Raw genomic sequence first — 23,962 nt, 5'->3', positions numbered from 1 at the left:
TTAGACACGTCCTCTGCCATTTGCAGCTAGAGTCAAAAAGTCGCTAGTCAAAGGGCGGTGATTGGCTTATGCTTTTTGCTGTATAAAAACACAGTATTCGTAAGACAACTTATCGTGAAGGCATATGAGGTGGTAAATGGCCGTCGAAGTGGTATACCGCAGCAGCCGAGATCTGGAGCGTTTGTTCATGGATAAAGCCGAAGCTGACCGTCATGACAAAATGCTCGAGCTGGCCGAGCTGCTGGCTGAAGTGTTGCAAAAGGCTGTGCCGTCGCTGAACGAGCAGCAAGTTGAAGAAGCCGGCATCTACATGGCGAAGAACCGCGATGTGTTCGCCAAGGCCTTCAAGAGCCAGCCCGACGCGCTGTCCGAGCTGCTGGTCGAGAGCGAGTAATCAGTCGCGCCCTCGCTTGACTCTCCCCTTTGGGGCAACGTTTACCTTGAAAGGCCTTCTTTCAGGTGAGTGTAGCGATGAGCAAGCGTGTACTGATCATTCTGGGGCATCCCTCGACCGACAGTTTCTGTGGCGCGATAGCAACCTGTTATTTCGAGGCAGCAGCGCAGGCTGGTCGCGAGGTGCGCATAGTGCAACTGGGTGCTCTGAACTTTGACCCGGTGCTGCACGAAGGTTACAACCAGAGCCAGACACTGGAACAAGACCTGCTCGATGCCCAGGCAGACATCATGTGGGCCGAGCATCTGGTGTTTGTGTTTCCACTGTGGTGGGGCGGCGTTCCGGCTTTGCTCAAAGGCTTTATCGACCGCACCTTCCTGCCAGGCTTTGCCTTCAAGTACCGCCAGGGCAAAGTCTTCCCTGACAAATTGCTCAAAGGCCGCACCGCCCACCTGCTGGTCACCATGGACACTGCACCGTGGTATTACAAATGGGTTTACTGGATGCCGGGGCTTCATCAAATGCGCAAGCACACTTTGGCGTTTTGCGGCATAAAACCGCTGACCACCTTGATGTTCGGCCCAGTGTTAACCTCGACCACAACTCAACGGCAAAGGTGGCTGCAACAGGCCATGACGCTTGCCCGTCGCTAATGCTCCGTCGGCCGACGCCTCTTTTAAGGACCTTTCATGTACATCGGCAAAGCGGCCCAATTGTCAGGCACGACCATAAAAAGCATTCGTCACTACGAAGCCATCGGCTTGTTGCCCTCCCCTCAACGTCAGGGCAAATACCGCATCTACTCCCAACACAGTGTTGAGTGGCTGAAGTTCATCAAGTGTGCACAGCAGTTGGGTTTCAAACTTAAGGAAATGCTCACGATTGTCGAGAACCACCCAGGGCAACCCTTGCCGTGGGAGGTGGTCAGCAACGCCATCGAGGTAAAGAAAAATGCTGTGGCGAGGCAGATCGAAGCATTGCAACAGGTGCAGGCGCAGTTGGTTGAATTTGAAACCCGTTTCAAGGATGCCTCACAACCTGTGAATCCTGGCTGCGATCCTTAACCTGCAGAAAACCGGCCCGCTTTTAGTCCTGCCCATACAGCAGCTTCTGCGCCAATTCGTCCGAAACCCGGGCCGGTGAACGTTTTTCGGCCTGGGCGTGGGCGTAGATGCCGGTCAGACGTTTGCTGATTTGCAGCAAATGCTGATTGATGGTTTCTGGCTGCGCCCCTTGGTGGGTCAATGCCATGTAGATCAGCCCGCCCGAATTGATGACGTAATCGGGCGCATACAAAATGCCTCGACGCTCCAACTGGTCGGCCACTTGCAAGTTGGTCAGCTGATTGTTGGCGCATCCGGCCACAGCAGAGCAGCGCAATTGGGCGACGCTGTGCCAGTTCAACACGCCACCCAACCCGCACGGCGCCAGGATGTCACACGGCGTGCTGAGCAAGGCTTCGCAGGCCACCGGATGAGCGCCCAACTGCTCCATGGCCAAGCGTACTTTGCCGGGGTCGGTGTCGCACACCAGCAGCTCGGCGCCAGCCGCGTGCAGTTGCTCGGCCAGGGCATAGCCGACTTTGCCCAAGCCTTGAATGGCAACGCGCAAGCCTTCGAGATTGTCACTGCCCAGCCGCGATGAGGCGGTGCTGCGGATGCCGGCAAACACGCCCATGGCCGTGTGCGCCGAAGGATCACCGGCGGCGGTGGTACTGGTGACGTGGCGGGTGTATTGGGCGATGCAGTCCATATCGGCAGTGGAGGTGCCGCTGTCGATGGCGGTGATGTAGCGGCCGTCGAGTTGCTCCACGCAGCGACCAAATGCTTCAAACAGCGCTGAACGGCTTTCAACATGAGGCGCGCGCATGATGACCGCTTTTGCCCCACCGACTGCCAGCCCGGCCAGCGCTGCTTTATAGCTCATGTCCTGGGCCAGACGGACCGCATCGCTGACGGCACTTTCGTCGTTGGGGTACGCCAGATAACGGCACCCACCCAACGCTGGCCCCAAGCGACTGCTGTGAATGGCAATCACGGCTTTAAGCCCTGTAACGGGATCAATACTGAGGTGCAGCGACTCCACATGAGCGCTTTGCATGAGAGCAAACATTAACCAGCCCTCGATCGGTGACAGGTAAACGCCAGTATAGGCCGTCGCAAAAAAGGCGTTGAAGTGAGCAGGAATAAGGTTCGAGGATTTGCGGTGGTTGCAGGTATATGGAGAACGCCAGATCTGCCGACGGCTGCGATGGTTTGATTTTCAAGATCAAAAGATCCCAGCCTTCGGCGGCTCCTATAAGGTTTAGCGTCCGTTAGATCGGCGTATCCGGTTGCCGTGCCGGGTGCGCCTGGATAAAGGCCGGGTGCTGTTCGGCCAATGTCGCCACCCTCGCAATACGCGGATAAGCCTCCAGCGACACGTTGAACCGTTGTGCCGCGTACACCTGCGGGATCAGGTACACGTCTGCCAGGCCCGGCTCCGGGCGAAAGCAATAGCCGCTGTCACCGATCATGTGTTCGATGGCCGCCAAACCCTGGCTGATCCACTGCTCGATCCACTGGCTCACCTGCTCTTCGTTCTGCCCCTGTTGGCGCAGTTGGTTGAGCACGCTGACGTTGTGCAACGGGTGGATATCACAGGCCACCAAGGCCGCAACGGCACGTTCGTGAGTGCGGGTGATCAGGTCTTCGGACAGTAATGGCCGCACCGGGTAGCGTTCTTCGAGGTATTCGATGATCGCCGGTGACTGGATCAATACGCTGCCGTCATCGGTGCGCAAGGCCGGTACACGGCCCTGCGGGTTGATCGCCTGGTAGATGGGCTGGCGCTGCTCGCCCTTGAGCAGGTTGATCGGCACGGCCTGGTAATCCAGGCCTTTAAGTGCCAAAGCGATGCGCACCCGGTACGACGAGGTCGAACGGTAGTAAGCAAAGAGTTCCATGGCTCGCTCCTCAGCGTGCAGCGACAACCTTGCCACGGCATTCGCCAAAACCGATTGAGGCAAAACCTTCACGCTTGCAACGGGCGCGGAAGATGATTTCGTCGCCATCTTCAAGGAATTTGCGCACTTCACCCGACGACAATTCCACCGGATGTTTACCGCCTTCGGTGATTTCCAGCAGGCTGCCCAGTTGCGATTGGTCAGGGCCTGACAAGGTGCCCGAACCGAACAAGTCACCCGGCTGCAACTGGCAACCGTTGACGCTGTGGTGAGCCACCAACTGCGCGGCGGTCCAGTACATGTTCAGACTGTTGCTCAAACCCAAACGCTGCGCAGGCAGGTTTTGTTCGCGCATTGATGTGGTCAACAGCAGCACTTCCAGTTCGATGTCCAATGCACCGTGGGCCTGATCGTGGGCATCCAGCAGATACGGCAGCGGCTGCGGATCACCTTGCGGGCGCGCAGGTTGCGCACGGCGGAACGGTTCCAGGGCTTCGGCGGTCACCACCCATGGCGAGATACTGGTGATAAAGCTTTTGGACAGGAACGGCCCCAGCGGCTGATATTCCCACGCCTGAATGTCACGTGCCGACCAGTCGTTGAGCAGGCAGAAACCGGCAATGTGTTCGCTCGCCTCGCCGATCGCGATGGCATCGCCCATGTCGTTGCCCTGGCCGATCCAGATGCCCAACTCCAGTTCATAGTCCAGACGGGCGCAGGGGCCAAACACCGGTTCGGTCTGCCCGGCGGGCAAGGTTTGGCCTTTAGGACGGCGCACGTCGACGCCCGACGGGCGAATGGTCGAGGCACGGCCGTGGTAGCCGATTGGTACGTACTTGTAGTTGGGCAGCAGCGGATTGTCGGGACGGAACAGTTTGCCGACGTTTTTCGCGTGTTCAATGCCCACGTAGAAGTCGGTGTAATCACCGATTTTGGCGGGCAGGTGCAGTTCGCAATCAGCCGCCAGCGGTAGCAGTTTGGCGCCCTGGGCTTCGATCTTGCCGCGCAGGGTGCTGCCTTCGCCCAGCAGTTCCAGCAAGCGTTCACGCAAAGCCACGCGAGCGCTTTTGCCCAAGGCAAAGTAGGCGTTCAAGGCGCCGCCCAACGAGGCTTCTACGGCGACTTTGGCAGGCCCTTCGAACAAACCGGCAGCCAGTGCGGCTTCCAGGTCGAAGATGTGCTCGCCGATCGCAACGCCACTGCGCGGAGCTGAACCTTGAACGCTAAACACGCCCAGCGGCAGGTTTTGTAACGGGAAATCGCTGTGACCATTGGCGGAGGCGATCCAGCTACGGGTTAAGGTGGACTGGGTCATGGTTATCTCCGGTTCGGGGTAAAGGTCGAGGGCAACGAAGCCCAGCAAGCGTCGTAATGGGGTTGCAGTTGCGGGCACTCGAGGGCGAATTGGCTCGGACGCAGCACCTGGCTGGTCTCAAACATAAAGGCCATGGTGTTGTCGATTTTGCTCGGTTGCAGATCGGCCGCAATGGCTTTGCTGCAGGTTTCGGCATCCGGGCCGTGGGCGCTCATGCAACTGTGCAGCGAAGCACCGCCGGGCAAGAAGCCTTCGGCCTTGGCGTCATAGCTGCCCTGGATCAGGCCCATGAACTCGTTCATCAAGTTGCGGTGGAACCACGGCGGCCGGAAGGTGTTCTCTGCCACCATCCAGCGCGGCGGGAAGATCACAAAGTCGAGGTTGGCCAGACCCGGCACGCTGGTCGGCGAGGTCAGCACGGAGAAGATCGACGGATCGGGGTGATCGAAACTGACCGTGCCGATGGTGTTGAAACGGCGCAGGTCATATTTGTACGGCACATTGTTGCCGTGCCACGCGACCACGTTTAGCGGTGAGTGATCCAGCTCGCAACCCCACAGTTCGCCGAGAAACTTTTGCACCAGGGTGACCGGTTGCTGCGAGTCTTCGTAGTGCGCGATCGGGCTCAGGAAGTCACGCGGGTTGGCCAGGCCATTGCTGCCAATCGGCCCCAGATCGGGCAGGCGCAGCGGCGCGCCGTGGTTTTCTGCGATGTAGCCGCGGGCTTGTGCGTCGAGCAGTTCAACGCGGAACTTGAGCCCTCGCGGGATCACGGCAATTTCCAGCGGCTCCAGGTCCAGACGCCCCAACTCAGTGACAATGCGCAAACGGCCCTGCTCCGGCACCAGCAGCAACTCGCCATCAGCATTGAAAAACACACGCTGCATCGAGGTGTTGGCGCGGTAGCTGTAGATGCTGATCCCGGCAGGTTTGTCCGGGCCGGCGTTGGCGACCATGCCGACCAGACCGTCGATAAAATCGGTGGGCTCGGCAGGAATCGGCAGCGGGTTCCAGCGCAGGCGGTTAGGCGTCACCGGCCCCAACGGACCACCGGCCAATTGGCGCTCAAGCTTGGTAAAGGCCGGGTGATTGGCGGACGGCTTGATCCGGTACATCCAGGTGCGCCGCGACTCGCTACGAGCCATGGTGAATGCTGTGCCAGAGAGCAATTCGGCGTACAGACCATAGGGGACTTTTTGCGGAGAGTTCTGCCCGACGGGCAACGCGCCCGGCAATGCTTCACTGCTGAATTCGTTGCCAAACCCGGATTGATACGCGAGGTCAGACAAAGACGAGTCGAGGTTCATGGAGCCTCCAGAGTGGAGAAAACAGTGGACTCACTCAACGCTGAACCGCGTGTGTGTCACTGCGTTATTTTTATCGTAATCGAATTACGCATAACGTAATTTGATTGGCAGTAAGCGTCAAGCTATAAAGACGCCCATTCATCCCGAGACCCGCGCCCCCATGCAAAAGCCTCCAAGCACCGCTGACAGCACCGGCAAACAGAAAGTGCGCTCTGCTGAAGTCGGCACCGACATTCTCAAGGCCTTGGCCGAGCTGTCGCCATCGACCTCGTTATCGCGTCTGGCCGAGCACGTGCAGATGCCGGCGAGCAAGGTCCATCGCTACTTGCAGGCGCTGATTGCCAGCGGGTTTGCCGAGCAAAATACCGCCACCAACCATTACGCCCTGGGCCGCGAAGCATTGCGCGTGGGGTTGGCCGCGCTCAACAGCATGGACGTGCTCAAAGTTGCCGCCCTGCCGATGGCTGAGCTGCGTGATGACTTGAACGAAACCTGCTTTCTGGCCGTGTGGGGCAATCAGGGCGCGACCGTGGTGCACATCGAAGCCGCCGTTCGTGCGGTCACGGTGGTGACCAAGCTGGGTTCGGTGCTGCCGCTGCTCAGTTCATCCACAGGGCTGGTGTTCAACGCCTTTTTGCCTGACCGCGAAACCGCCGAATTGCGCGGGCTGGAACTTGCCACCGACCATGTGCACCCGCTGCAACCTGCCCAGGCCTATACCGCGATCAGCGAGCAGATCCGCACCCGTGGTCTGCATTTTGTGCACGGCCTGTTGATGCCTGGCGTCGATGCGCTGTCGGCGCCGGTGTTTGAAGCGACCGGCAAAGTGGCGGGCGTGCTGACCGTGGTCGGCCCTACCTCTCTGTTCCATGCCGATGAACATGGCCCAGCGGCGCAGCGTTTACTGGCAGCGGCCCACGCCGTCAGTTGGCGCATGGGCTACCAGCCCGATTGATCACGTTGCGTGTTGCACACACAAAAGGCGTCGCACAATGAAGCCCAGTAAAACAACCTTGTTCGACCTTTATGCTGTGTTGGCCATCAGCACCCACAGAAGCTTTCGCAAAGCGGCCGATGAGCTTGAGATTTCTGCGTCTGCGTTAAGCCACGCGATTACCAACCTGGAAGCGCGGATGGGCACACGGCTGTTTAACCGCACCACTCGCTCTGTGTCGCTGTCGGAGGCTGGCAGGTTGTTTGTTGAGCGCATCAGCCCGGCGATTGAAGAAATCCAGCTCGCGGAAGAAGGACTGAACGCCTTTCGGCAATCGCCTCAGGGAACGCTGCGCATCAGCGCTTCAGAGACGGCGGCGCGGATTGTGATGTACCCGGCGTTTACCGCGTTTTTGCAGCGTTTTCCAGACATGCAGGTCGAAATTGTCGTGCAAGAAGGCTTGGTTGATATTGTTGCGGACAACCTGGACGCAGGCATCCGCCTGCGCGATCAGGTGCCAAAAGACATGATCGCCGTGGCCTTGGGCCCGGAAGTGTTTCGCCCGCTGGTGGTCGCCTCCCCTGACTATCTGGCGCGTCACGGCACGCCCGAATCCCCCGAGCAATTGAGCCAGCACAACTGCCTGGCCTATCGCTTTTCCAACGGGCAGATCTACCACTGGGAATTTGTGCGCGGTGACGTACGCAGCGTGGTCAAGCCACAAGGCAATTTCATCGTTAATGCCCAGACGCTGATCGTCGAAGCCGCGAAACAGGGTGCGGGCATCGCCTACGTCGACGACTCCAGTATCCGGGCTGATATCGCTCGGGGTGAATTGGTCCCCTTGCTGCTCGACTGGTGCGAGCCCTTCCCCGGTCTGGCGCTTTACTACCCGGGGCACCGGCTTGTGCCGTCCGGGCTGCGGGCGCTGATAGACAGTTTGCGCAGTGATCGCCCACTTAAAAACTGAGCTTGCTCGCGAACCTTTAAACGATCAAAAGATCGCGAGGCAAGCTCGCTCCTACAGGGTTTATCAGCGTGACGGCTTGAACTGCATCAGTTGGCCCCCGGAAACTGCGCCCGCATAAAGCGTTCGTAGGCTTGATCATCCAGTTCCCGGCGCGCTTTAACCAAATGTTCGACGCCATACGGCGCGCAATAACGCAGCCGGTCTGTGCCGTCGGTGACGGCGGCATAAATGTCTTTGGCTACCTGCTCGGGTGTGGCCACGCCTTCGGCCAGCTTGGTCATCGCCTCTTGGGTGCTGGCCAGAAATGCGTCGTAAGCGGGTACGTTGCCACTGCCGTTGCTTTCACGCGCGGAGCGCTCATGGAACGGCGTCATAATGCCGCCCGGCTCGAACAGTTTGACGACGATATGCTGCGAGGCCAGTTCATAGGCAATCGACTCGGTAAAGCCTTCAAGGGCGAACTTGGTCGAGATGTACACCGCGCTGTTGGGCAGGCCGAAAATACCGCCACAGGAACCGACGTTCAAAATCATCCCGCCGCCCTGCTGGCGGAGTATCGGAATGACGCGCTGGATCACATTGATAACGCCGAAAACATTCACATCATAATTTTTGCGAATCTTTTCGATGGGCATCCCCTCAATCACACCGTACTGGCCGTAACCTGCGTTGTTGATGACCACGTCAATTCGGCCAAATCGTTCCAGTGCCACGGTCAGCGCGCTATCGATGCTGGCGGTGTCTTCGACATCCAGCCGTACAACCATCAGGTTCGCAATACCGTCCAGCCCATGGGCGGCATCGGGATTACGCACGGTGGCGACTACATTGAAACCGTGTTCGGCAAAGTACCGGGCCGTCGCAGCCCCGACGCCGCTGGAGCTTCCGGTGATCAGCATGGTTTTTTTCATGGGGTTCCCCTTTCAGAAGTGCAACCAGTCTGAGCGGGAAATGGCGTCGGTTTAAGACCGAAATCAGGGATGCCTTAGTGAGCCACTTGCATCAATCGCAACATTGCGCGTGCCGTGGCAAGCCGCGACGCAGAGCACTGCAGGCCTGGCTGACTGTTGCCTAATTTGTAACAGAGCTTGTCGTAAACCGGCCTTACTCCCAGGCCGGCGAGCCCTTATTCTTGTCGCACTTACCGGGCACACCCGCCCGCCAGAGCATTGAGTCACAGTGATTCTGCTCTCACTGTTTACCCTGACGTTGATTTGCTGCTCCTTGATGAACGTCTTCTTTGGCCGCTGTTTTACAGCGGCCTTTTTTATGCCCGAGATTTAAGCCCTGATGCGGGATTTAAATCATCAGCATCAACAAGGGCGCGGCCAGCAGGTTGAGGATCCCGGTGAGGACCATGACCAAACCGGCCACCGAGCCTTCTTCGCTGCCCACTTCACGGGCACGGCTAACGCCCGCACCGTGAGCACCGACCGCAAACAGTGCACCGCGCGCCAGGCTGCTGCGCAACGGCAACCATTTGAGCAGGATGCCGCCCATCATGGCGCCAAACACGCCCGTGAACATCACGAACACGGCGGTGAGTTCCGGCACGCCGCCCAGGCTTTGCGCAACGGGCATGGCGAACGGCGTGGTAATGGAGCGCGGCACCAGCGACAAGGTCAGTGATGTGTCGAGTGCCAGCACTTTGGCCAGCCAGTACGAGCTGCCAATCGAGGCGATACTGCCCGCCAACATGCCGAGCAACAACGCCAGCCAATGCCGCGCCAGCAGCTTGCGTTGCTGCCAAATGGGTACGGCGAACGCGACGGTCACCGGACCGAGCACCAGCATCAGCCAATGGGTATCACGGGAATATTCGGCGTAGGCGGTGTGTAGCGGCGCGGCCACTGCCAGCAACAAGGCAGGCACCAGTATCAGCGGCGACAACAGGTAGCGCCCGGTGCGCCGGTACAACCAGCGGCTCAAGCCATAGGTCCCCAGCGTGAGCACCAGCCAGAACATCGGCATCAGTTCAGCCCTCATGGCGCAGCTTCCAGCGGCACACGGCTTCTACGGTAAAGGCCGTGACGATCATCACCAGCAGGGTGCTCACGCCAATCACCAACAAAATGCGCCAGCCCTCGTCACGCACCAAAGCGCCGTGATCGAGCAGGCTCATCAAGGCGGGAATAAAGAACAACAGCATTTCGGCCATCAATACACCGGCGCCCAGTTGTAAGGTGGCAGGCTTGACCCAGCCCAGGGCGAAGGCCAGCAGTAACAGGATCATGCCCATCACCCCGCCGGGGATCGGCACCTGCAACCACACGGCGATCTGACAGCCGACAAAATAGATGGCCAGCAATACGGCGATTTCACTGATCAGCCGACCCATACGTTTTACATCGAAGCGTTTCATAGTGGTTCCAGTGCAGACAGGCCTTCAGTTTAAAGATGCACCTTCCATACCTAAAACGAATTGTTAGACTGGCCTGCATTCCAGTCTGGAATCACATCATGGAATTCAAACAACTGCGCACCTTCGTTGAGGTGGTACGCCACGGCGGCTTTACCCAGGCCGCCCAACACCTGCACATCAGCCAATCGGCGGTGAGCAAACAAGTCGCACAACTGGAGCACAGCCTCAGCACGACGCTGTTTGACCGGTTCGGTTCGCACGTGCGCCTCACTGCAGCCGGACAGGTGGTGCTGCAACGCGCCGAAGGCATGCTGCGGTTGCACAATGAGTTATTGAGTGAGCTTGATGACTTGAGCCACCTGGAACGCGGCGAGTTGAAACTGGGTTTGCCGCTGCTAGGCGGTAATGCGCTGTTTGCCAACCTGTTTGCCGAGTACCGGCGTCGCTACCCGAATATTCAGGTGCAACTGCTCGAAGGTGGCAGTTTGAATATTGAACAGGCGGTGTTGAGCGGCGAACTGGAGTTGGGCGGCAGCCTGACGCCCAAAAACAATCAGGCGTTTTCCTGGCAGCCCTTTTGCGACGAGCCGCTGGACGCCTTGCTGCCGGCCAATCATCCGCTGGCAGAAGGCGGCAGCGTGCGCCTGGAGCAACTGGCCGAGACGCCGTTTTTGCTCTATCAACGCAGCTTTGTGCTTAACGATCGTGTAGTCCAGGCCTGCCAGCAAATGGGCTTTACCCCCAAGGAAGGCGGGCGCAGCGGCCAGTCAGACTTTTTGGTGGCGCTGGTGGCGGCCGGCCAAGGCGTGGTCTTGTTGCCCAGCGTGGTCGCACGCGAACTGGTGCGCCCCGACGTCATACGTTTAAAGCTGATTGCCCCCGACACCCTACGCTGGGACATCGCCTTTATCTGGCGCGAAGGCGCGTACTTGTCACGCGCAGCTCAAGCCTGGCTGGAGCTGCTGCGTGAGCGGTCGATTACTGGGTCAGTGCTTTGATGAAGTCTTCAACCCACGGCTCGGAGTCGGCTTCAGGGGTAACGGTTTCGCTGGCATCCAGGCGCAGCATCGACTGGACTTCACGCAGTCCCAGCTCGGCAAACAGTTCAGTGAGCAGTTGGCCACCGCCGCAATAGGTATCGCCGTAGCTGGAGTCGCCCAACGCGATCACGGCACCCGGCAGACCGCGCCAGGCTGCGGGCAGCAGGTCACGGATCTCGCTGTACAACGGGGTCAGGTTATCAGGCAGCTCGCCCATGCCCGTGGTGGAGGTCACCGCCAAAAAAGCGTCCGGAGCAAAGGCCTGAATATCGGCTAGCGTGGCGCGCGGGTTAAACAGCACCTCAAAACCGACTTCGGTCAGCAGTTGTTTGGCGTGGCGGGCGACTTCTTCTGCGGTGCCGTACACCGAGCCTGAAAGGATGGCGACTTTCATCAATCTGATCCTGTAACTGACTAAAAGGCAGAGATACTAACAGGTGACGCCCTGCTTTCGGTGATAGCACGTAGACAGCTTGTCGCGATGTCCTAAAATGGCTCGAACTTATCTGACTTTTGGAGTGCTGCACCATGATCAACGCCCGTTTACTGCAGCGCATGGTGGACGCGTCCCAGGACGGTATTGTGGTGGCCGAGCAGGAAGGTGAAGACAACATCCTTATCTACGTCAATAAAGCGTTTGAGGCACTGACGGGCTACAGCAGCGACGACATCCTGTATCAGGACTGCCGCTTTTTACAGTCAGGCGACCGCGACCAGATTGGTTTGCACTTGATCCGCGAGGCTATCGCCAGCGGAGAGCCGACACGACAGGTGCTGCGTAATTACCGCAAAGATGGTTCGTACTTCTGGAACGAACTGTCGATCACGCCCGTTTTCAACGACGCTGATCAACTGACCTACTTTATTGGGGTGCAAAAGGATGTCACCCAACAGGTAAAAGCTCAGCAAAAAGCCGCTCAACTGGAGATCGAGTTGGCGGCAGTAAAAGCTGAACTGGAGGCGCTCAAAGCGGCCAAGGGTGTTAGCGCGCCGCCGCTTGCTTAAGCTCAGCGTCCAGGCGCTGGTTCATCAAAGCGGTCTCGCTGCCCAGACAGGCAATCGATGAGCCAGCCAGCGCGTCTTGTGCCACATTGGCGGCCTCACCGGCCAGCGCCACTGAACAGTCCAGCGATTGCGCAAGGCGGATCAAGCGGCGCTGATGGGCTGCGCCCACTACCTGACGGGCGAACAGCACGACCGCACGAGGCTGAACCTGCTCACAAATCAGCGACAGCTCATCCAGCGGCTGACCAACGGCCAATACCCTGATCAGCCGGTCATTGCGACTCAACAGCAAGCCGGCCACCAGCAGTTCCAGCTCTGTGCACAACTCGGGCAGCCCCACCAGCAGCACGCAATCTTGGGCGTCCATGGGTTGCAGGTGCAGGCGCTGCTGAACGCGGCCGCGCAAAAAGCGATCAAGCAGCAACCATTCGCTGGTGCGGCCAAACTCATCTTGCGCCTTGAGCAGTTGCTCCCAGAGCGGCATCAAGATGCTTTTGAACACGACTTCCAGCGGGTAACTGGAGAAAATCTGCCCATACAGGCGATCCAGTTCAGCTTCGTTAAAGGCGCTGAGCGCAGCTTGAACACGCGCTTGCCACTGTTCGTATTCGTCAGCCAAAGCCTCTTTCGGTACGCTGACAGAGGCGGTAGGGCGTGCCAGCAATTCGGCCACTTTGCTGACCGCAACGCCGCGCTCAAGCCAGCCCATGACCTGACGCACTGCCTCAATATCGCTCATTGTGTACAAGCGATGCCCTGTTTCGGTGCGTGTCGGCTGGATCAAACCATAGCGCCGCTCCCACGCACGCAAGGTCACCGGGTTAATGCCGGTGAGCCGGGCGACTTCTCTGATCGGGTAAAGGCCCGGCAGTTCTGGCTGACCTGCCGCGAGCGCAACGGGCTCAAGTTCAGTGATCACGGGCATGGTTAAGGCCTGTTACAAGAGTGAATTGAGGGATTCTACGCTTCATCTCCCTCGCTGTGGCGATCCCGTTGACTGCGTTCGGGAACAATCCTTGCTTGTTTTTCCAGACACAGCCCACCACCCCGGTGCTGTGTTTTGTGGTTGCCCTACCCGGGCAGCATCAGCCTCATGGAGATACACAATGTCTACCTCCCCTGTCACCTTGATGGTCGCGCGCCGTGTCGCGAAAGGCCGTTACCAGGAACTGATCGCCTGGCTGCACGAAGGCGAACAGTTAGCCACCGACTTTCCCGGTTACTTGGGTTCAGGCGTGCTGGCACCGCCCCCGAGCGACGATGAATTCCAGATCATTTTCCGCTTTGCCGACGAAGCCACCCTGCACGCGTGGGAACACTCGGTGTCGCGCAAGGCCTGGTTGCAGCGCGGCAGCCACCTGTTTGCCAACCCTTCAGAACATCGCGTCAGCGGCATCGATGGCTGGTTTGGCGCCGCCGGGCAGCGCCCACCTCGCTGGAAACAGGCCGTGGCCATCTGGCTGGCGTTCTTTCCGGTGTCGTTGTTGTTCAACTTTGCACTGGGCCCATTGCTGGGCGAGTTGAGTTTGTTGCCACGGGTGTTTGTCAGCACCTTGGCCCTGACGCCGCTAATGGTGTATCTGTTTATTCCGCTTTCGACCCATTTGCTCGCAGGCTGGCTGCACAGCACGCCCAACAAGCCCTTGCGCACAAACTCCCTCGCGCAACGCAGTTAAACGATCGCCCCGGGCTTGGCAGTCAGGTCGCGGACGCTGGTATAGTTTTGCCATTGCGCCGCGACTGTTTCCGGCTATTTCGCATCGAGCCCGTCATGCCCACGTCTTCTGCCCCGATCCTGATCACTGGTGCTGGCCAGCGCATTGGTTTGCACTGTGCCCGGCAACTGCTGGCTGACGGTTATCCCGTCATCATCAGCTATCGCAGCGAAAAGCCCGGCGTGCAGGCGTTACGCGAGCTGGGCGCGACTACGTTGTATGCCGACTTTTCCAGTGAAGGCGGCATTCTCGACTTTATCGAGCGGCTTAAAGCCCACACCGACACGTTGCGGGCTATCGTCCATAACGCCTCAGCGTGGCTGGCAGAGACGCCTGGCACTGAAACCAGCGCTTTTACCCAGATGTTCAGCGTGCACATGCTCGCCCCGTATCTGATTAACCTGCATTGCAGCGAATTGTTGTTGCGCTCAAGCCCGGCCGACATCGTGCATATCAGCGATGACGTGACCCGCAAAGGCAGTAGCAAGCACATAGCCTATTGCGCCACCAAAGCCGGGCTCGACAGCCTCACGCTGTCATTCGCGGCTAAACTGGCGCCCCATATCAAAGTAAACGGCATCGCTCCGGCCTTGCTGATGTTCAACCCAGACGACGACGCGGCGTACCGCACCAACGCCCTGGCCAAGTCAGCCCTGGGCATTGAGCCCGGCGCCGGGGTGATTTACCAAAGCCTGCGCTACCTGCTGGATAACCCGTACGTGACCGGCACCACCTTGACCGTCAACGGCGGACGACACGTTAAGTAAGACGTCCGCGAGGAAGCATTTTCATGAGCACATCATTGCCTGAGCATTACCGCGAAATCCTGGTCGGCCTCGGTGAAAACCCTGAGCGCGAAGGCCTGCTCGACACCCCGAAACGCGCCGCCAAGGCCATGCAGTATCTGTGTCACGGCTATGCCCAGAGCGTGGAAGATATCGTCAACGGCGCCCTGTTTGCCTCAGAAAGCGATGAAATGGTAATCGTCGCTGACATCGAGCTTTACTCGTTGTGCGAGCACCACCTGCTGCCGTTTATTGGCAAGGCCCACGTGGCCTACATTCCGACCGGCAAAGTATTGGGGCTGTCGAAGGTCGCCCGCATCGTCGACATGTTTGCCCGTCGCCTGCAGATCCAGGAAAACCTCACCCGCGAAATCGCCGACGCCATTCAGAACATTACCCAGGCGGCGGGCGTTGCCGTGGTGATCGAAGCCAAGCACATGTGCATGATGATGCGCGGTGTAGAAAAACAGAATTCGACCATGAACACCTCGGTCATGCTTGGCGCGTTCCGCGAGTCGAGCAGCACCCGCATGGAGTTCCTGCAATTGATTGGACGGAGCAAGTCGTAATGCCACAACTTCAGCCAGGAACGGCCCGCATCCGTGTCAAAGACCTGCGTCTGCGCACCTTTATCGGGATTAATGAAGACGAGATCCTCAACAAGCAGGATGTGTTGATCAACCTCACCATCCTGTATGCCGCGCAAGAAGCGGTACGGGATAACGACATCGATCACGCCCTGAATTACCGGACCATCACCAAGGCGGTGATTCAGCACGTCGAAGAGAACCGCTTCGCCCTGCTTGAGCGCCTGACCCAAGAACTGCTCGACCTGGTGATGAGCAACACCGCCGTGCAGTACGCCGAAGTCGAGGTCGACAAGCCCCACGCCCTGCGCTTTGCTGAATCGGTGTCGATTACGCTAGCGGCTTGCCGCTAAGCTACAGCCCACTGAACCCAGGTAAATTTTATGACGCCCCAAGAACAACTTGAACTTGAAGCTGCCGCCTTTCGCCGCCTTGTCGCGCATCTGGACAGCCGCAAAGACGTACAAAATATTGACCTGATGAACCTCTCGGGTTTTTGCCGTAACTGCCTGTCCAAGTGGTACAAGGCCGCGGCAGATGAGCGCCAGATCGAGGTCAGCCTCGATGACGCCCGTGAAGTGGTCTACGGCATGCCGTACGCCGAATGGAAAAACCTTTACCAGAAAGAAGCCAGCGCCGAACAAGTAGCGGCGTTCGCCAAAGGAAAACACGAATGACTGATTTGAACACCCTGCGCGCCAGCCTAAACAGCGGCGAACACGTATTTGCCGACACGCTTGCGTTTGTCGCCGCGCAGTACGATTACCAGCCGCAGGCTTTCAACAACGGCGGCGTCGAGAACGCGGCCGGGCAAAACGAAGGCTCGTGCAAGACCTTGGGCCTGGCCCTGCTCGAAGGGTTCAGCGATCAAGAAGCGCTGCTGGCGTTCGGCGAGCATTACCGCTCGGTACTGGCGACGCCAGAAGGCACCGACCACGGCAACATCCGCGCGCTGATCAGCCACGGCCTGGCCGGGGTTACATTCCAGACCCAGCCGCTGACGCGCAAGGCGTAAAAAAACCTTGTAGGAGCGAGCTTGCCTCGCGATCTTTTAAAAGATCAAAAGATCGCGAGGCAAGCTCGCTCCTACAGGTTCTTTGCCCACAAAAAAACCGGCCGAAGCCGGTTTTTTAGGCGCTACGGATTACTTGAACTCAGCGTTCTGCAGGCCGTCCAGGTAACGCTCGGTATCCAGTGCTGCCATGCAGCCGGCACCGGCCGAGGTGATGGCTTGACGGTAAACGTGGTCAGCCACGTCGCCCGCCGCAAACACGCCTTCGATGCTGGTCGCAGTGGCGTTGCCTTCACGGCCGCCCTTGACCACCATGTAGCCGTCTTTGAGTTCCAGTTGACCTTCGAACAGCGAGGTGTTCGGGGTGTGGCCGATGGCGATGAACACGCCGTCTACTTTGATTTCGTCAAAGCTGCCGTCGTTGTTTTTCAGGCGGGCACCGGTCACGCCCATGTTGTCACCCAGCACTTCGTCCAGGGTGGCGTTCAATTTGAACTCGATCTTGCCTTCAGCCACGCGGGCGTTCAGCTTGTCGATCAGGATTTTCTCGGCGCGGAAGGTTTCGCGGCGGTGAACCAGGGTCACTTTGCTCGCGATGTTGGCCAGGTACAGGGCTTCTTCAACTGCCGTGTTACCGCCACCCACGACTGCCACCGGCTTGTTGCGATAGAAGAAACCGTCGCAGGTTGCACAGGCCGACACGCCCTTGCCCATAAAGGCTTCTTCAGACGGCAGGCCCAGGTAACGGGCGCTGGCGCCGGTGGCGATGATCAGCGCGTCGCAGGTGTAAGTGCCGCTGTCGCCGGTCAGGCTGAACGGTTTGTTTTTCAGATCAACGGCGTTGATGTGATCAAACACGATCTCTGTTTCAAAACGCTCGGCGTGCTCACGCATGCGCTCCATGAGGACCGGGCCGGTCAGGCCGTGTACATCGCCCGGCCAGTTGTCGACTTCGGTAGTGGTGGTCAGTTGACCGCCCGCCTGCATGCCCGTGATCAGCAGTGGTTTGAGGTTAGCCCGGGCAGCGTAAACAGCGGCGCTGTAACCGGCAGGGCCAGAACCCAGAATAATCACACGCGAATGACGTACTTCAGACATGACTCACTCCTATGGCCGCCCGTGTAGAAATAAGGGCGGAACGCCGCTTTACCGGCTGGAATAAAAAGAAACCGCTCACCTGCTCAGGCCAGGTCTGTCACCCGCAGGTCCTGAAAAATGTAGGTGCAGCGTATATAGGCCGCTGAGAGTAAGGAAATACGCATTAACAATCCAGCTCATAGCAGTCCTCTATGTGCTCAAATTCATCATTGGACGTCTTTGTTACAGTTATTGTCGAATCCGCCTCCAGGCTTTCGCCCCGCGCGCAAAGCCGTTAAGGTCGGCCGATTTTCCATTGCCCGGAGCCCACTATGCCCGCCCCTGTTCTATCTGGCCCGCAGTACCTGCGTGAAGGCCTGAAGCTGGTCCTGAGCCCAGGCCTGCGTTTATTTGTGCTGTTGCCGCTGCTGATCAACCTGGTGCTGTTTGTCGGGCTGATTTACTTCTCCGGGCATCAGTTCAGCCTGTGGGTCGACACGCTGATGCCGACGCTGCCCAGCTGGCTGAGCTTTCTCAACTACGTGTTATGGCCGCTGTTTGTGGTGTTGCTCATTTTGATGGTGTTTTTCACCTTCACCATGTTCGCCAACATCATCGCCGCGCCTTTTAACGGGTTTCTCTCGGAGAAGGTCGAAGCCGTGGTGCGCGGGGTCGATAACTCGCCGCCGTTCAGTTGGAGCGAACTGATCGCCATGGTGCCCCGCACACTGGCCCGTGAAATGCGCAAGCTGGGCTACTTTCTGCCCCGCGCGATTGCCTTGCTGATTTTGTCGTTTGTGCCCGTGGTCAACCTGATCGCCGCGCCGTTGTGGCTGATATTCGGGGTCTGGATGATGGCCATCCAGTACATCGACTACCCGGCCGACAACCACAAACTGGGCTGGAACGAGATGCTCGCCTGGCTGCGCCAGAAACGCTGGCAGAGCCTGAGCTTTGGCGGGGTGGTGTATCTGGTACTGCTGGTGCCCGTGGTCAACCTGCTGATGATGCCTGCCGCCGTGGCCGGGGCAACGCTGTTTTGGGTACGTGAGCGGGGCGAAGAAGCCCTGGCCGTGAAAAAGCCATGAAGGGATAAAAAACACGGCTCTCAGCGCTGCATTAAAAACGCTGAGAGCCTTATTGCACCTAAGCTGTCTCCACGCTGTCTACGGTTCAGTCGCCATAAATTCATCATTTGGCTGACACGTAGCCGACACAGATCACGTTGAGACTGGTGCCATGACAACTGCCCTGCATATTTCCCTGATCACCGAAACGTTTCCACCAGAAATAAACGGCGTGGCCAACACCCTTGGGCGTTTGTTTGATGGCCTGCGCGCTCGCGATCACCATGTGGAGCTGGTACGCCCTCGCCAGACCTGCGATGGCAATCAACGCAGTAACGATCAGGTGATGCTGTGCCGGGGCTGGTCTATCCCCGGTTATCCGGGACTGCAGTGGGGCATCGCCTCCACCCGGCGCTTGATGAAGCGCTGGCAAGTACAACGCCCGGACGTGGTGTACATCGCCACCGAAGGCCCGCTGGGATTGTGTGCGCTGCGCGTGGCACGCCGACTCGGTATTGCAGTGGTCAGCGGTTTTCATACCAACTTCCAGCATTACTCCAGCATTTACGGCCTCGGGGTATTTACCCGGCTGCTGACCCAATATTTGCGCTGGTTCCATAACCGCTCGGCGTTGACTCTGGTGCCCAGCGCCAGCCAGCGGCTCGAACTGCAGCGTCGGCACTTTGATCGCCTGGAGCTGCTGGAGCGCGGGGTCGACAGCCGACTGTTCAGCCCGGCGAAACGCCAAAGCGCCTTGCGCCAGAGTTGGGGATTGGGCGAAGACGATATTGCCCTGCTGCATGTCGGTCGCCTGGCACCCGAGAAGAATCTGGGTGCACTCAAGCACTGCCTGGAAGCCTTGCAGGAGCGCTTCCCGCGGCGCCGCTTCAAGCTGATCATCGTCGGTGACGGGCCCAAACGGGCCGCACTGGAAGCCTCGCTGCCGGATGCGTTTTTTTGTGGCGCTCAATCCGGTGAAGACCTGGCCCGCCACTATGCCTGTGGCGACGTGTTTTTGTTCCCGAGCCTGACCGAAACGTTCGGCAATGTGGTGCTAGAAGCCTTGGCTTCGGGGCTGGGCGTTGTGGCTTATGACGCCGCCGCGGCGGGCCAGCATATTCGTCATGGCTACAACGGCGTGCTGGCCATGCCAGGGGATGAATATGCCTGGATCGATGCTGCCGCCTGGCTCCTTGAAGAGCCGGAAACCCTGCGCACCGTGCGTCTCAATGCGCGCCACCATGCCTGTCGCCAGGGCTGGCCGCAAATTATCGAACAGTTCGAAAACCAGTTGCAGCGCGCCTGCCAAAGCCAGACAGGTCCGTTGCCGCTATCTGAATAAACCCGCCCTGACCTGTGCCGCGCGATCGTGAATCAACAATCATGCAGAGCGCTGATGACATAACTTAGAGGCGCAAAAAAAGGCGCCAACAGGCGCCTTTCTTTACTCGCTCACAGGTGAGCGAAGTAGCCGGTATCAGTGCTGATGACCGCCTTCACCGTGCACGTGGCCGTGAGCAACTTCTTCTTCGCTCGCGTCACGTACAGCAACAACCTTTACCTTGAAGTTCAGGCGCTGACCCGCCAACGGGTGGTTGCCATCAACGGTTACGTCGTCGCCGTCCAGATCACGGATGGTCACGATTTGCATTTGGCCGTCCGGCGCGGAAGCGTGGAACTGCATGCCGACTTCCAGTTGGTCAACGCCTTCGAACATGCTGCTGCTCAGGGTGCTGACCAGTTCAGCGGAGTATTCGCCGTAAGCGTCTTCTGGCTCAACGGAAACGTCCAGCTCATCACCGACGTTTTTGCCTTCAAGGGCTTTTTCCAGACCTGGAATGATGTTGCCCGCGCCTTGCAGGTAAACCAGCGGAGCGCCGCCAGCAGAACTGTCAATGACATCACCAGCGTCGTTGGTCAGGGTATATTCGATGGAGACTGCCTTGTTGGCGGCGATCGTCATGGGGCGAGACCTTTTGCAAAATAATAATGAGTTCGCAAGTTTAACCAAGCATTCGCACGAAAGCGAACACAACCAAGACCAACGGATAACTTTGAAAACCTCAACAATCATTGGCTGGCGCCAAGATGAAGAGCAGCACTGGGTTGCTGTGCTCTCCTGTGGCCATACCCAGCATCAGCGCCATCAACCGCCCTGGCAGTCACGCCCCTGGGTGCTGGACCCTGAGCAGCGGGCAAAAAAAATAGGCCAGCCCTTTCGTTGTGGCTGGTGTGCTCAGGAGGCTGATAGCGTTAACCTTGGCAATTGATTCCAGCACATGGCTCGTTTATCGAGTGTTGCTCTTGCACTGCTACGTCAGGAAGCTCGCATGCAAACTTTCTTTATCGCCCCCACTGATTTTGGTGTGGGCCTGACCTCAATCAGCCTCGGCCTGGTCCGTACTCTGGAGCGTGCAGGCTTGAAAGTCGGCTTTTTCAAGCCCATTGCCCAGCCGCACCCCGGCGACACCGGGCCTGAACGCTCGACCGAACTGGTGGCGCGTACCCACGGCCTCAAGCCGCCTCAGCCCTTGGGCCTGGCCCACGTTGAGCGCATGCTCGGTGACGGCCAGCTCGATGAGTTGCTCGAAGAGATCATCAGCCTTTATCAGCAAGCCGCCGTGGGTAAAGACGTGTTGATCGTTGAAGGCATGGTGCCCACGCGCACCGCCAGTTACGCGGCGCGCGTCAATTTGCACTTGGCCAAGAGCCTGGATGCCGAAGTGATTCTGGTGTCGGCCCCGGAAAACGAAGTTTTGACCGAGCTCTCCGGCCGGGTTGAGCTGCAAGCGCAGCTGTTCGGCGGGCCGAAAGATCCGAAGGTGCTCGGCGTGATCCTTAACAAAGTGAAAACCGACGAAAGCATGGAAGTGTTTTCAGCGCGCCTCAAGGAACACTCACCGTTACTGCGGACCGGCGACTTCAAGCTATTGGGCTGCATTCCGTACCAGCCCGAACTCAATGCCCCGCGCACCCGTGACGTGGCCGAGCTGCTCGGCGCGCAGGTGCTGAATGCGGGCGATTATGAAACCCGGCGCATGTCCAAGATCATCCTCTGCGCCCGCACCGTGCTGAACACGCTGCAACTGCTCAAACCCGGCGTGTTGGTGGTAACCCCCGGTGACCGCGATGACATCATCCTGGCCGTCAGCCTGGCCGCCATGAACGGCGTACCGCTGGCGGGTCTGCTACTAACCAGCGACACCAAGCCTGACCCGCGCCTGATGGAGCTGTGCCGTGGGGCCTTGCAAGCCGGGCTGCCCGTGCTGTCGGTGAGCACCGGCTCGTACGACACCGCTAACCAGCTCAATCAGCTCAACAAAGAAATCCCGATCGATGACCGCGAACGCGCTGAAATCATCACTGATTTCGTCGCCAGCCACCTCGACGCGCACTGGCTGCACCAGCGTTGCGGTACGCCACGGGAGATGCGCCTCACGCCTGCGGTGTTCCGCTATCAATTGATCCAGCGCGCCCAGCACGCCAACAAGCGGATCGTCTTGCCCGAAGGCAGCGAGCCCTTGACCGTGCAGGCCGCCGCCATTTGCCAGGCCCGCGGTATCGCCCGTTGCGTGCTGCTGGCCAAGCCTGAAGAAGTTCACGCCGTGGCCAAGGCCCATGGGTTTGAACTGCCGCCGGGGCTGGAGATTCTCGACCCGGATGTGATTCGTGGCCGTTATGTAGAACCGATGGTGGCCCTGCGCAAAACCAAAAGCATCAATGCGCCAATGGCCGAGCAACAACTGGAAGACCCGGTGGTGATCGGCACCATGATGCTCGCGCTGGACGAGGTCGACGGGCTGGTTTCCGGGGTCATCCACTCCACTGCCAACACCATCCGCCCTGCCCTGCAACTGATCAAAACAGCGCCGGGCTGCACCTTGGTGTCGTCGGTGTTCTTCATGTTGTTCCCGGAACAGGTGCTGGTGTACGGCGACTGCGTGATGAATCCGCACCCGTCGGCCACTGAGCTGGCAGAAATTGCCCTGCAAAGCGCTGACTCTGCCGCAGCGTTCGGCATCACCCCGCGCGTGGCCATGATCAGCTACTCCAGCGGCGACTCGGCCAGCGGTGAAGAAGTCGAAAAAGTCCGTGAAGCGACCCTCCTCGCCCATGAAGCCCAGCGCGCACTGCTCATCGACGGCCCGTTGCAATACGACGCTGCGGCCAACGAAACAGTGGCCCGCCAACTGGCGCCCAACAGCCAGGTGGCCGGCCGTGCGACGGTGTTTGTCTTCCCCGACCTGAACACCGGCAACACCACGCACAAGGCCGTGCAGCGCAGCGCTGATTGCGTGAGTTTGGGCCCGATGCTGCAAGGCCTGCGCAAACCGGTGAACGACCTGCCCCGTGGTGCGCAAGTGGACGACATCGTGTACACCATCGCCCTGACGGCGATTCAAGCCGCCAACCGACCTATGGATGTGTAAATGCTGGATTTCCTGCCTGCGCCGTTACGCGGCGTCATTGCTTCATTGTTCTTGGCGATCAACACCATCGTGTGTTGCACGCCGTTGTTTGTGGTTGCGATCTTTAAGCTGTGCCTGCCGTTCAAGCCCGCGCAACGGGTGACCGACGAGTTGATGCGGCACATTCACCAAGCCTGGGTCGGCAACAACAAACGCTGGATGGACCTGCTGGGCAAAACCCGCTGGCACATCAAGGGCCTCGAAGGGCTGGACTATGAGCACTCGTACCTGGTGACCAGCAACCACCAGAGCTGGGTCGACATCATGGTGCTGCAATACGTGCTCAACAAACGTATCCGCCCGCTGAAGTTCTTCCTCAAGCAAGAGCTGATCTGGGTGCCGGTAATCGGGCTGGCGTGGTGGGCGTTGGGCTTCCCGTTCATGAAACGCTACTCCAAGGCCTACCTGGCCAAACACCCGGAAAAGAAAGGCGCCGACCTGGCGACCACGCGCAGAACCTGCGCCAAGTTCAAAAACCAGCCGGTGGGCATTTTCAACTTCGTCGAAGGCACACGCTTCACCGAAGCCAAACACGCCGAACAGCAATCGCCGTTCCGCTACCTGCTCAAACCTAAAGCCGGCGGCATTGCCTTCGTGCTGGATGCGATGGGCGAGCAGTTAAAGTCCATCGTCAACGTAACGATTCATTACCCTGGCGGACGCCCGGGGTATTGGGACTTGCTGTGCGGCAACGTGCGGGACGTAGTGGTGGTATTTGAAGAGCTGGAAATCCCGGCGGAGTTCATCGGTAAAAACTACGACCAGGACCCGGCCTACAAATTGGCGTTTCAGAGCTGGATCAACCAGCTGTGGGAAGATAAGGACCGGTTGTTGGGCGAGTTGCATCGGCAATACCCGGCACAGTGAAGAAGATCAAAAGCCCCTCACCCTAACCCACTCCCTGTATGGACCGGGGACATAGCGAACACTTTGTTCGGAGACATAGCGAACAGTTAACGAAGCTTTTTCCCTGATATTA

Annotated in this window: 29 protein-coding genes; 18 read left to right on the top strand and 11 right to left on the bottom strand. The window is 58.8% G+C overall.

What is annotated here, in order from left to right; genetic code table 11:
- Window positions 1-136 precede the first annotated feature (136 nt).
- From GHO25_RS09615 to GHO25_RS09605, 3 genes are all read left to right on the top strand, one after another.
- Window positions 137-394: a YebG family protein gene (locus tag GHO25_RS09615; protein ID WP_048368282.1), complete on the top strand. Its 258-nt coding sequence runs from the start codon at window positions 137-139 to the stop codon at window positions 392-394.
- A gap of 77 nt (window positions 395-471) precedes the next feature.
- A complete protein-coding gene (locus GHO25_RS09610; RefSeq protein WP_153390675.1) occupies window positions 472-1,047 on the top strand; it encodes an NAD(P)H-dependent oxidoreductase in 576 nt (191 codons plus the stop codon).
- Window positions 1,048-1,083: 36 nt separating this feature from the next.
- Window positions 1,084-1,458, top strand: coding sequence for a MerR family transcriptional regulator (locus GHO25_RS09605; protein ID WP_048368286.1), 375 nt, complete (start codon window positions 1,084-1,086; stop codon window positions 1,456-1,458).
- A gap of 22 nt (window positions 1,459-1,480) precedes the next feature.
- On the opposite strand, the gene GHO25_RS09600 is transcribed toward GHO25_RS09605, so the two are convergent.
- The 4 genes from GHO25_RS09600 to hmgA form a co-directional block, all read right to left on the bottom strand.
- Window positions 1,481-2,506, bottom strand: coding sequence for a Glu/Leu/Phe/Val dehydrogenase dimerization domain-containing protein (locus tag GHO25_RS09600; protein WP_048368288.1), 1,026 nt, complete (start codon window positions 2,504-2,506; stop codon window positions 1,481-1,483).
- A 202-nt stretch (window positions 2,507-2,708) separates the two neighbouring features.
- Window positions 2,709-3,338, bottom strand: a complete 630-nt coding sequence (gene maiA, locus GHO25_RS09595) for a maleylacetoacetate isomerase (RefSeq protein ID WP_153330461.1) — start codon at window positions 3,336-3,338, stop codon at window positions 2,709-2,711.
- A gap of 10 nt (window positions 3,339-3,348) precedes the next feature.
- Window positions 3,349-4,653: a fumarylacetoacetase gene (gene fahA / locus GHO25_RS09590; protein ID WP_153390674.1), complete on the bottom strand. Its 1,305-nt coding sequence runs from the start codon at window positions 4,651-4,653 to the stop codon at window positions 3,349-3,351.
- A 2-nt stretch (window positions 4,654-4,655) separates the two neighbouring features.
- Complete coding sequence (gene hmgA / locus GHO25_RS09585) at window positions 4,656-5,960, bottom strand: homogentisate 1,2-dioxygenase (protein WP_153390673.1); 1,305 nt, start codon at window positions 5,958-5,960, stop codon at window positions 4,656-4,658.
- A gap of 160 nt (window positions 5,961-6,120) precedes the next feature.
- Here hmgA and GHO25_RS09580 point away from each other — a divergent pair, with 160 nt between their 5' ends.
- Both GHO25_RS09580 and GHO25_RS09575 read left to right on the top strand, forming a co-directional pair.
- Window positions 6,121-6,915, top strand: coding sequence for an IclR family transcriptional regulator (locus tag GHO25_RS09580; protein ID WP_153330458.1), 795 nt, complete (start codon window positions 6,121-6,123; stop codon window positions 6,913-6,915).
- Between the two features lie 37 nt (window positions 6,916-6,952).
- Window positions 6,953-7,864 carry a LysR family transcriptional regulator gene (locus tag GHO25_RS09575; RefSeq protein WP_153330457.1) on the top strand — a complete coding sequence of 304 codons (912 nt, stop codon included), beginning with the start codon at window positions 6,953-6,955 and terminating at the stop codon, window positions 7,862-7,864.
- Between the two features lie 86 nt (window positions 7,865-7,950).
- Here GHO25_RS09575 and GHO25_RS09570 read toward each other — a convergent pair whose 3' ends face one another.
- The 3 genes from GHO25_RS09570 to GHO25_RS09560 form a co-directional block, all read right to left on the bottom strand.
- Window positions 7,951-8,775 carry an SDR family oxidoreductase gene (locus GHO25_RS09570; RefSeq protein WP_153390672.1) on the bottom strand — a complete coding sequence of 275 codons (825 nt, stop codon included), beginning with the start codon at window positions 8,773-8,775 and terminating at the stop codon, window positions 7,951-7,953.
- A gap of 388 nt (window positions 8,776-9,163) precedes the next feature.
- Window positions 9,164-9,850 (bottom strand): LrgB family protein, encoded by a 687-nt coding sequence (locus GHO25_RS09565; protein WP_153390671.1) that lies wholly within the window; start codon window positions 9,848-9,850, stop codon window positions 9,164-9,166.
- Window positions 9,840-10,226 (bottom strand): CidA/LrgA family protein, encoded by a 387-nt coding sequence (locus tag GHO25_RS09560; RefSeq protein ID WP_123749634.1) that lies wholly within the window; start codon window positions 10,224-10,226, stop codon window positions 9,840-9,842. The genes GHO25_RS09565 and GHO25_RS09560 overlap by 11 nt, the downstream gene beginning before the upstream one ends.
- Window positions 10,227-10,324: 98 nt before the next feature.
- On the opposite strand from GHO25_RS09560, the gene GHO25_RS09555 reads away from it, so the two are divergent.
- Entirely contained in the window at window positions 10,325-11,224 is a 900-nt protein-coding gene (locus GHO25_RS09555; RefSeq protein WP_048368302.1) for a LysR family transcriptional regulator, read from the top strand.
- On the opposite strand, the gene GHO25_RS09550 is transcribed toward GHO25_RS09555, so the two are convergent.
- Complete coding sequence (locus tag GHO25_RS09550) at window positions 11,205-11,660, bottom strand: flavodoxin (RefSeq protein WP_153390670.1); 456 nt, start codon at window positions 11,658-11,660, stop codon at window positions 11,205-11,207. The genes GHO25_RS09555 and GHO25_RS09550 overlap by 20 nt on opposite strands.
- Window positions 11,661-11,794: 134 nt before the next feature.
- Here GHO25_RS09550 and GHO25_RS09545 point away from each other — a divergent pair, with 134 nt between their 5' ends.
- A complete protein-coding gene (locus GHO25_RS09545) occupies window positions 11,795-12,271 on the top strand; it encodes a PAS domain S-box protein (RefSeq protein ID WP_153373691.1) in 477 nt (158 codons plus the stop codon).
- Here the strand turns inward: GHO25_RS09545 and GHO25_RS09540 are convergent.
- On the bottom strand, window positions 12,249-13,196 hold the full coding sequence (locus GHO25_RS09540) for a MerR family transcriptional regulator (RefSeq protein WP_153390669.1): 948 nt from the start codon (window positions 13,194-13,196) through the stop codon (window positions 12,249-12,251). The two genes, GHO25_RS09545 and GHO25_RS09540, sit on opposite strands and share 23 nt — an antisense overlap.
- A gap of 181 nt (window positions 13,197-13,377) precedes the next feature.
- Between GHO25_RS09540 and GHO25_RS09535 the strand changes: the two genes are divergently transcribed.
- The 6 genes from GHO25_RS09535 to GHO25_RS09510 all read left to right on the top strand — a co-directional run bounded on the left by GHO25_RS09535 (window position 13,378) and on the right by GHO25_RS09510 (window position 16,373).
- Window positions 13,378-13,947: an antibiotic biosynthesis monooxygenase gene (locus GHO25_RS09535; RefSeq protein ID WP_048368308.1), complete on the top strand. Its 570-nt coding sequence runs from the start codon at window positions 13,378-13,380 to the stop codon at window positions 13,945-13,947.
- A 95-nt stretch (window positions 13,948-14,042) separates the two neighbouring features.
- Entirely contained in the window at window positions 14,043-14,753 is a 711-nt protein-coding gene (folM, locus tag GHO25_RS09530) for a dihydromonapterin reductase (protein WP_048390255.1), read from the top strand.
- 23 nt (window positions 14,754-14,776) lie between these two features.
- Complete coding sequence (gene folE, locus GHO25_RS09525; protein ID WP_153390668.1) at window positions 14,777-15,340, top strand: GTP cyclohydrolase I FolE; 564 nt, start codon at window positions 14,777-14,779, stop codon at window positions 15,338-15,340.
- Complete coding sequence (folX, locus tag GHO25_RS09520) at window positions 15,340-15,711, top strand: dihydroneopterin triphosphate 2'-epimerase (protein ID WP_048368312.1); 372 nt, start codon at window positions 15,340-15,342, stop codon at window positions 15,709-15,711. The genes folE and folX overlap by 1 nt, the downstream gene beginning before the upstream one ends.
- A gap of 30 nt (window positions 15,712-15,741) precedes the next feature.
- Window positions 15,742-16,035 (top strand): DUF1244 domain-containing protein, encoded by a 294-nt coding sequence (locus GHO25_RS09515; protein ID WP_048368313.1) that lies wholly within the window; start codon window positions 15,742-15,744, stop codon window positions 16,033-16,035.
- The gene (locus GHO25_RS09510; protein ID WP_048368314.1) at window positions 16,032-16,373 is read left to right on the top strand and encodes a HopJ type III effector protein; all 342 of its coding nucleotides are present in this window, start codon (window positions 16,032-16,034) and stop codon (window positions 16,371-16,373) included. The genes GHO25_RS09515 and GHO25_RS09510 overlap by 4 nt, the downstream gene beginning before the upstream one ends.
- Before the next feature lie 129 nt (window positions 16,374-16,502).
- Here GHO25_RS09510 and trxB read toward each other — a convergent pair whose 3' ends face one another.
- Window positions 16,503-17,468 (bottom strand): thioredoxin-disulfide reductase, encoded by a 966-nt coding sequence (trxB, locus tag GHO25_RS09505; protein WP_048368315.1) that lies wholly within the window; start codon window positions 17,466-17,468, stop codon window positions 16,503-16,505.
- 311 nt (window positions 17,469-17,779) lie between these two features.
- Between trxB and cysZ the strand changes: the two genes are divergently transcribed.
- Together cysZ and GHO25_RS09495 are read left to right on the top strand one after the other, a co-directional pair.
- Window positions 17,780-18,535 carry a sulfate transporter CysZ gene (cysZ, locus tag GHO25_RS09500; RefSeq protein WP_153390667.1) on the top strand — a complete coding sequence of 252 codons (756 nt, stop codon included), beginning with the start codon at window positions 17,780-17,782 and terminating at the stop codon, window positions 18,533-18,535.
- Between the two features lie 151 nt (window positions 18,536-18,686).
- Complete coding sequence (locus GHO25_RS09495) at window positions 18,687-19,856, top strand: glycosyltransferase family 1 protein (protein WP_153390666.1); 1,170 nt, start codon at window positions 18,687-18,689, stop codon at window positions 19,854-19,856.
- A 135-nt stretch (window positions 19,857-19,991) separates the two neighbouring features.
- Here the strand turns inward: GHO25_RS09495 and GHO25_RS09490 are convergent, their stop codons facing one another.
- On the bottom strand, window positions 19,992-20,477 hold the full coding sequence (locus GHO25_RS09490; protein WP_048368319.1) for a peptidylprolyl isomerase: 486 nt from the start codon (window positions 20,475-20,477) through the stop codon (window positions 19,992-19,994).
- On the opposite strand from GHO25_RS09490, the gene GHO25_RS09485 reads away from it, so the two are divergent.
- From GHO25_RS09485 to GHO25_RS09475, 3 genes are read left to right on the top strand one after another with little or no spacing between them, the layout of a single operon-like run.
- Window positions 20,446-20,784, top strand: coding sequence for a DUF3565 domain-containing protein (locus GHO25_RS09485; protein WP_048368474.1), 339 nt, complete (start codon window positions 20,446-20,448; stop codon window positions 20,782-20,784). The genes GHO25_RS09490 and GHO25_RS09485 overlap by 32 nt on opposite strands.
- A gap of 60 nt (window positions 20,785-20,844) precedes the next feature.
- Window positions 20,845-22,944: a phosphate acetyltransferase gene (gene pta / locus GHO25_RS09480; protein ID WP_048368321.1), complete on the top strand. Its 2,100-nt coding sequence runs from the start codon at window positions 20,845-20,847 to the stop codon at window positions 22,942-22,944.
- Entirely contained in the window at window positions 22,945-23,850 is a 906-nt protein-coding gene (locus tag GHO25_RS09475; RefSeq protein ID WP_153330446.1) for an acyltransferase, read from the top strand.
- The last annotated feature ends 112 nt before the right edge of the window (window positions 23,851-23,962 follow it).

Source organism: Pseudomonas sp. FSL R10-1350 (genome assembly GCF_009600525.1).
GTDB classification, from domain to species: domain Bacteria; phylum Pseudomonadota; class Gammaproteobacteria; order Pseudomonadales; family Pseudomonadaceae; genus Aquipseudomonas; species Aquipseudomonas helleri.
Note: the sequence above shows the minus strand (reverse complement) of the source record. Positions and strands in the feature narration are given on the sequence as shown.